This is a genomic window from Martelella sp. (genome assembly GCF_984369615.1).
Genome location: NZ_CFHTCS010000363.1, coordinates 1 through 4,292, shown reverse-complemented (window position 1 = coordinate 4,292; position 4,292 = coordinate 1). Strand labels below are relative to the sequence as shown.

At 63.4% G+C, this 4,292-nt stretch carries 5 protein-coding genes; 4 read left to right on the top strand and 1 reads right to left on the bottom strand.

From position 1 onward, the window contains the following. Positions 1-550 (bottom strand): MurR/RpiR family transcriptional regulator (locus AC5DC2_RS20240; RefSeq protein ID WP_491699779.1); only part of this gene is annotated, 550 nt, incomplete at its 3' end. A 114-nt stretch (positions 551-664) separates the two neighbouring features. Between AC5DC2_RS20240 and iolG the strand changes: the two genes are divergently transcribed. From iolG to AC5DC2_RS20220, 4 genes are all read left to right on the top strand, one after another. After that, positions 665-1,669, top strand: a complete 1,005-nt coding sequence (gene iolG, locus AC5DC2_RS20235) for an inositol 2-dehydrogenase (RefSeq protein ID WP_024710208.1) — start codon at positions 665-667, stop codon at positions 1,667-1,669. Positions 1,670-1,852: 183 nt separating this feature from the next. Continuing rightward, complete coding sequence (gene recQ / locus AC5DC2_RS20230; protein ID WP_491699778.1) at positions 1,853-3,673, top strand: DNA helicase RecQ; 1,821 nt, start codon at positions 1,853-1,855, stop codon at positions 3,671-3,673. A gap of 103 nt (positions 3,674-3,776) precedes the next feature. Then, positions 3,777-3,941 carry a hypothetical protein gene (locus tag AC5DC2_RS20225; protein ID WP_197489645.1) on the top strand — a complete coding sequence of 55 codons (165 nt, stop codon included), beginning with the start codon at positions 3,777-3,779 and terminating at the stop codon, positions 3,939-3,941. Between the two features lie 94 nt (positions 3,942-4,035). After that, the coding region (locus AC5DC2_RS20220; RefSeq protein ID WP_491699777.1) for a glutaredoxin domain-containing protein at positions 4,036-4,292 on the top strand (257 nt) is incomplete at its 3' end.

Below are 4,292 nucleotides of genomic sequence, written 5' to 3'. Positions count from 1 at the left end.
TTTGGTCATCCTTAAGGCTCCCAAGCAAGGCTGGAATATCCATCTTCTCGAAGGCATAGGCGAGATAGGAGGTCACCGGGAAAGCGCGGCGGAAACCGACGAGGTGAATGGTCTCGGCCTCTGCCAGCATCGCCACGGCCTCGTTCAGCGCTTCCGTCTCGACCGAGGCCAGCAGGTTTTCCAGCGACAGACGGCCGACCTCTACGAATTCGGCGAGCAGCGCCGCCGGACTGTCGGAACCGTGATTCCTGAGCGAGTCGATACGGGTCGCATAATCCGGCCACTTGCGCGAATAGTCGCTCCGGAACAGACGCTGCATCTGGGAAAAGCCCGAAAAGCCAAGTTCCTGGCAGAACCGCATGAAGGCGGAAGGCTGAACGCCGGCTTCCGCCGAGAGTTCGGCCACCGTCGAGACAGCCACCCGGTCCGGATTGGCCGCGACGAAATCGGCGCACTGCCTCAGGCGCTTGGGAAAGCCCGGCGAGCGCTCCGCGAGACGGGCAAAAAAAGCGTCGATCGTATCGGGCGCATCACTTTCACGGTTGGGCATGGGCGGCTCCGCTATTGCACTTGACATATTCTACATTTGGTGTTTTTAGAATTTTTATTCTATTTTCACAAGCGGCACAAGATCGTTCGCCGATACGGAAATGCGGGAGGACATATGACTGTATCTATTGCACTTTTGGGCGCAGGGCGGATAGGCCGGGTGCATGCGCGCGCCGTTGCCTCGGTAGCGGGCGTGAAGCTCGCTGCCATCGCCGACGCCAATGCTGAAGCCGCCGGCGAGATTGCCGCGCTTTACGAGACCGGAGTCTCGACAATTGACGATATCGCCGCCGACGACAATATCGACGCGGTCATCATCGCCACGCCGACCGGGACCCATGCCGACCTGATCGAGAAATTCGCCCGCGCCAGCAAGGCGATCTTCTGCGAAAAGCCCGTCGATCTCGATTCGGCCCGCGCGCGCCAGTGCCTTGCCGTGGTTGCGGAGACCGGCGCGCGGCTGATGCTCGGCTTCAACCGCCGCTTCGATCCCAATTTCCAGGCGCTGAAGCAGACGATCGCCGACGGCAAGATCGGCAATCCCGAAATGCTGCACATCGTTTCCCGCGACCCCGCCCCGCCGCCGATCTCCTACCTCGCTTCCTCCGGCGGCTTCTTCAAGGACATGACGATCCACGATTTCGACATGAGCCGGTTCCTGCTCGGCGAAGAGATCGAGACCGTGCAGGCCAGCGGCTCGGCGCTGATTGATCCGGAGATCGGCAAGATCGGCGATTTCGACAGCGCCTCGACCATTCTCACGACCGTTTCCGGCCGTCAGTGCACGATCTCCAATTCGCGCCGCGCCACATTCGGCTATGACCAGCGGATCGAGGTTCTGGGCTCCAAGGGCGCCGTCTCGGCCGAGAACCTGCGGCCCGCCTCGATCGAGCTGGCGACGGCCGAAGGTTTCCTGCGCCCGCCGATCTATGATTTCTTCATGACCCGCTATGTCGACGCCTTTGCCGCCGAAATCCGCAGTTTCGCGGAAAACCTGAAATCGGGCGCGGCGATGTCGCCGAGCGGCGATGACGGGCTGAAGGCGCTGGAGATCGCCGAAGCGGCCGATCTCTCGGCGCGCGAGAGGCGCCTGGTCTACGTCTCGGAGATCCGGGGCTGAGCGTCTTGCCGAAGCCCGAGGCAATGCGAGATTCGAGGATGGGGACTGCTCGAAACGCTGCCCGGCGTTTCGGGCTATTGCCCATGCAGGCACATTTCAGCGGCGGTAAAACGCGCCGGCAGGCTCGATCCGGACGACGGGATTTGCGATAGTGGCGGTCTCTGCCACCTCAAGGAATCGCTCTTGCCCGATTGCACCCTCGCCGAACCGCTCGCCGTCCTCAAGGAAATCTACGGCTACTCGAAATTTCGCGGAAAACAGGCCGCCGTGATCGATCAGGTCGTCTCAGGCGGCGATGCCGTGGTTCTGTTTCCGACGGGGGCCGGCAAGTCGCTCTGCTATCAGGTTCCCGCCCTCTGCCGCCAGGGCGTCGGCGTGGTGATCTCGCCGCTGATCGCGCTGATGCGCGACCAGGTCGAGGCGCTGAAACAGCTTGGCGTCCGGGCAGCTGCGATGAACTCCTCGCTGTCGCAGGAGGATTTCATCGTGACACGACGGGCGCTGGCGCGTGGCGAGCTCGACCTTCTCTACGTCACCCCGGAACGCGTCGCAACGGGCGGCTTCATGGATATGATGCGCGACCTTCAGATTGCGCTCTTCGCCATTGACGAGGCCCATTGCGTCTCCCAGTGGGGTCATGATTTCCGTCCGGAATACCGCGCGCTCGACAGGCTGGCGGAGGCCTTTCCCGGCGTGCCGCGCATGGCTCTGACGGCAACGGCCGATCCCCATACCCGCGAAGACATCATCGATCGCCTCGCGCTGCGAGACGCGGCGGTGTTCACCACCTCATTCGACCGGCCCAACATCACCTATGAGATCGTCGAGCGGGCCCAGCCGCGCCGCCAGCTTCTTGATTTCCTCTCCCGCCACAAGGGCGAAAGCGGCATCGTCTACTGCCTCTCGCGCGCCAAGGTGGAGGAAACGGCGGAATGGCTGAATGGCGAGGGTATCAGGGCGCTCGCCTATCACGCGGGCATGACGCGGGAGGCCCGCGACGCCAATCAGGACGCGTTCCTGAAGGAGGACGAGCTTTGCCTCGTGGCCACCGTGGCCTTCGGCATGGGCATCGACAAGCCGGATGTCCGCTATGTCGCCCATCTCGACCTGCCGGGCTCCGTCGAGGCCTATTACCAGGAGACCGGGCGCGCGGGACGCGACGGTCTTCCGGCCGATGCCTGGATGGTCTACGGCATGGCCGACGTCACGCAGCGCGGGCGCATGATCGATCGCTCCGCCGCCGCCGATGAGATCAAGCGCGTCGAACGCGCCAAGCTCAATGCCCTGCTCGGCATCTGCGAGACGGCGGACTGCCGTCGGCAGGCGATCCTTGCCCATTTCGGCGAGCGGCACGAAGGCAATTGCGGCAATTGCGACACCTGCCTGTCGCCGGTCGAGACATGGGACGGCACGGAAGCCGCGATCAAGGCCATGGCCGCGATCTATCGCACCGGCGAGCGCTTCGGCGCCGGACACCTGATCGACGTTCTGACGGGCAACAAGACCGAGCGCACGGAGCGCTTCGGCCACGCGACCATGCCCGTCTTCGGCGCGGGCAAGGATATCGCGCCCAAGACATGGCAATCGGTCTATCGGCAATTGCTTGCCAAGGGGCTGATCCGGGTCGATCACGAGGCCTTTGGCGCGCTGAAGCTGGAACCCGGCGCGCGTGCGGTTTTCCGGCACGAGCTATCGCTGCGCTTCCGGGTCGACCGGGCGCCGAAGGGCAAGGCCTCTACCGGGACGCGCAGACGCAACGACGCGAAGGCCGCGCTTTCCGAACAGGATCAGTCCCTGTTCGAGGCGCTGCGCGCCACCCGCACGGCGCTCGCCAGGGAACTTGCCGTGCCGCCCTATGTGATCTTTCCCGATACGACGCTGATCGCGCTAGCCAGTCATCGACCGGGTTCCGCCGAGGCCATGCTCGAGATCCAGGGCGTCGGCAAGACCAAGCTGCAGCGCTATGGCGCGGAGTTTCTCGACACGATCCGCGCGCACGGCTGAACGCTTCGAGCCTTCGCCGGATCTCCCTTGCCGCTCGACACGGAACATTTCCTCCCGCCACGCGGTTTCCCAACCGAGTGTCCGAAACAAGGGAGAAATTGCCATGAGCAAGATCGACAAGGATAAGGAAACGGAACGCACGCTGCGCCAGGTCGAGCATACGAGCGCCGGCGGCCACCTCGGCGGCACCTATTTCGGCCAGGAGCCCGACGCCAGCACCTCGCAGAACCACGGCCGCTCGCGCCCGAGCGGCAACAGCCAATCGTGACGATCGCTTGCCCCGAGCGGCATGTTCGCAATCCCGCCGCTTCGCATGATCGGCGGGATTTTCATTGATTTCGCCAAAAGAGAGGAAAGTCGCCATGGCTGAGGCAAAGACAGCAAAGCTCTACCGCATGGTCATGCCCGACCATATCTGCCCCTACGGACTGAAATCGCGTCATCTTCTGAAATCCAAGGGCTATGAGGTCGAGGACCATCACCTGAAAACGCGGGAGGAAACCGACGGCTTCATGGAGGAGCACGGCGTCGAGACGACGCCGCAGACCTTCATCGACGGCAAACAGATCGGCGGCTATGACGACCTGCGGGTCTTCTTCAAGCTGGATCCACCGCCCGA